This window comes from Lonsdalea britannica, from assembly GCF_946477055.1.
GTDB classification, from domain to species: domain Bacteria; phylum Pseudomonadota; class Gammaproteobacteria; order Enterobacterales; family Enterobacteriaceae; genus Lonsdalea; species Lonsdalea britannica_A.
Window position 1 is genome coordinate 1 of sequence record NZ_CAMKXG010000315.1, and the last position, 3,448, is coordinate 3,448.

Here is a 3,448-nt window from a genome sequence, read left to right on the forward strand (position 1 = left end):
AATACCCACACTGAGTTAGTACAACGGGTAATGAATTACTGCCCCGGCTTTATTTAATCGCGGTGTCGTTTGACGCTCAAGTTTATTAAATAGTTAATGAGAAGCGAGCCACAACAATTGAATATCGAGTAATAAAATGATGATTTAACGAATAGAATCTCAATGCCATGAATATCACATCACCCACCAACTATTATTAATGAGCGAACTTGATTATTTTTACCTGAATATTTTAAAAGACAACCTTTAACGGCCCTGCATTAAGCGTGAAATGTGCTAAAAAACCGATATGAAGGACACTGCATGGAGGAAATCTATAACGCCATCATCACACAAAAAATCAGTTCATTAAACTAATATTTAATAAAATTGCAGTATATAACATTAAAAATCAATCAACACACGACACATTAATATTATTTATCTACTCAGTTTGGCTTAGGATTCAAAGCCCCTATAATTTAAATGAATATTTCAAAACATAAACAGGAGAAGTGGGTCAATTCATTCATCCAATAATGAATTCATGGGTATTAATACTCTGCCATTTATTAATTAACGTCTACCATCGCTTGCGGCCACTAATAACCAAGCGCTGTAAATTTCAATTACCCTACCTATATATGTCTCTTTGTCATAAGGATACATATAAAGAAGTGGTCACCTATGACTGAGGAATAATATGAAAACAGTACGTTCTCTTGCTCTTTCCCTGTTGAGCACCGCGCTAACATTGTCTTTTGTTGGCGCAGCTCATGCGGCTACCGGGTCATTGACCGGTGAGATTGGCGTTCAACTTACCATCGGTGAAGGTTGTACGGTTTCCAACAATAATTCATCCAGCGGGACGAATGAATGGGGAACCTTGAACTTTGGTGAATACGCCGACTTGACCAACGCCGTCAACGGTACCGTTATCGGTAAAGATGGCAGTAGCACGGTGTCCGTCACCTGCAGTAATGGCCTCTCCCCTTCTTTGGCTTTGGATGGCGGTTTATACGGTACGTCCTCCGTTCGTAATCTGTCCTCCAACGGCGGCAGCACCGTTATTCCCTACCACCTGTATTCAGACAGCGGCCGTAGTTCCGAAATCGCGATTAACGGCTCTCTGTCTCTGAATGCTGACGGCAGCGCGCAGAGCATTCCGATCTATGGCCGTATTTCTCCGGCGGATCAGTCTACTACCGCTCCGGCATCCGGTACTTATACCGATATCGTGACCGCAACACTGTCCTGGTAAAACAGGCGATCAGGGAGAGACGCATTGAGGTTCGTTATTGAGGCAGGTTTGGGGAAGCGTTTGTGGCAGTGGATGCCGCTTTTCGCCAGCCTGTTTGTATCTCCCTGTGCCCCGGCCAGCAGCGTCAGTAAGCAGTTCAAGGTAGCGGCAGTCATCAACAGCGGCTGCGTATTCGGCAATAGCGCCAAAAGCACGACCACCAGTTTGGGCACATTGAACTTTGGCGAGAAAGCCTTTTTGGATAGCAACGTTGACGTCACAAGCACCAGCGGTGGCGGTTCCATTGTCGTGACATGTACGCCCGGCCTCGCCATCAGTATTGCAATGGACTATGGGGTGAATGGCGGAAATAGCGCGTCGCGCTACATGGTAAGACCCAACAGCAGCGACACCATTGCCTACCAGCTCTATCAGGATGCCGGACGCAGCATTGTCTGGGGAACGGGTTCTCTGGCCTACGGCGTTTCTTCTTTTCCCACCGGTACGCAAACTTATCCGGTCTATGGCCGTCTGTTTTCATCCAGTAATCAACCTTCGGCAGGTACGTATACAGACACGGTCACAGTAACACTTACTTATTGAAAAAATTAAATAAAATGGAAATTACACTCACAAAATGGCATTTGGCGATTGTTGCAGTTTTGCTCGGTTTATTCACCTCTTCCACTCTTGCAGCCAGCTCGGTTTTGGTATGGCCGATTTATCAGGTCATTGAGTCGGATGAAAAGGGATCCGCCCTCTGGCTGGAAAATCGCGGTTCAACGCCGGTGACGCTGCAGATCCGTGTCTTGGCCTGGCAGCAACAGGACAGCAAGGATCGTTACGCGAATCAGACAGATGCTATCGCCAGCCCGCCGTTCGCCACCGTGCAGCCTAATCAGCGTCAGATGGTCCGGCTCATGAAAACGATCCCCGTCGCGCCGCAAACCGAACGCTCCTATCGCATCGTGATTGATGAAATCCCGACGCTTAATACCGCCGATAATAAGCAATCAGGGTTGAAGCTGCAGATGCGCTATCTGCTTCCGCTGTTTATGACCGGCGACGGCATCGCGCTGAAACCGCCGAAAAATAAACATTCAGACGACTCGATGTTGACCCGCCCATTACTCAGTTGGCGCCTGATCCACAAAGGTGACCAGACTGAGCTTGCCATCAAAAACAGCGGCATCGTCCATGCGCGGCTGAGCAATACTTTCTTTGGCGATAAGCCGCGCGCGACCAAATCGTCCATTTCGCTGGCGCAGGGCTTTTTCGCTTATATCCTGCCGGGGCAGGAGATCCGCTGGCCGCTGCCCGCGAATAAACGCCCTGCAATGCAAAACCACCTCTACGCTCAATTAGCCGATAACCACCAGCCAACGCTCATCAGCCCCGCGCCTTAATGAGGGAAGAGAATGCTTATTTTATGCCATGGATATTGGCTGCGGCGCCATCGGGGGATCATCCCCCTCCTCGTTTTAGCGTATGGCGCTCCCGCGGCTGCAGCGGAAGAGTATGGCGATTTGCCCAAACCACCTCAGACTGCGCCCGCCGTCGAGAACACCATGTATTACCTGACGTTGATTGTGAACGGCGTCTCCGATCGTCAGGTAGTTCCGGTACAGTACATTCGCGGACACTTCTCGGTGGAATCCGGCGTTTTAGCTAAAAACCACGTACATATCGGGACGCAGCGTACCGGATGGGTCGACGTCAACGCGCTTCCCGAGGTGAAGGTTTACTATGAACCCGGTAACCAGTCTCTAAATCTGACCGTACCACTGGAATGGCTGCCAGAGCAGTCGGCCAATAGCGGAGAGATGGTCGAGGCAACGAAAGCGCAGAGCACGCCCGGTCTGGCGTTTAACTACGATGCGTATTACTTCAAGGGCTATCAGTCTTCGCAAAGCGTGACCACCTGGCTGGAACAGCGGCTGTTCAACGATTACGCCCTCATTTCCAACACGGGGACCTACTCACACTATTTCGGCAACACTCAAAACGGCAGCCGTAACAAAGGGTATCTGCGCTACGACACCTTTTGGCGTTACAACGATATCAACGACATGCACACCTTTCAGGCGGGCGATTTCATCAGTAATTCGCTGACCTGGAGCAATTCAGTGCGTATGGGAGGCGTGCGGTTCAGTCGCGATTTCGCCGTACGCCCCGATATCGTCACCTACCCGTTGATTCAGTACGCCGGGGCGAATCCGTTGCCGAGTA

Annotated in this window: 3 protein-coding genes and 1 pseudogene; all 4 read left to right on the top strand. The window is 49.8% G+C overall.

Features of this window, described 5'->3' with window-relative positions; genetic code table 11:
- Nucleotides 1-682 precede the first annotated feature (682 nt).
- Nucleotides 683-1,240, top strand: a complete 558-nt coding sequence (locus tag Q7O77_RS15825) for a spore coat U domain-containing protein (RefSeq protein WP_304169549.1) — start codon at nt 683-685, stop codon at nt 1,238-1,240.
- A 24-nt stretch (nt 1,241-1,264) separates the two neighbouring features.
- The gene (locus Q7O77_RS15830) at nt 1,265-1,822 is read left to right on the top strand and encodes a spore coat U domain-containing protein (protein ID WP_304169551.1); all 558 of its coding nucleotides are present in this window, start codon (nt 1,265-1,267) and stop codon (nt 1,820-1,822) included.
- Nucleotides 1,823-1,836: 14 nt separating this feature from the next.
- Complete coding sequence (locus tag Q7O77_RS15835; RefSeq protein ID WP_304169553.1) at nt 1,837-2,625, top strand: molecular chaperone; 789 nt, start codon at nt 1,837-1,839, stop codon at nt 2,623-2,625.
- A gap of 12 nt (nt 2,626-2,637) precedes the next feature.
- Nucleotides 2,638-3,448 (top strand): annotated as a pseudogene (locus Q7O77_RS15840) (fimbrial biogenesis outer membrane usher protein); the annotation flags it as partial.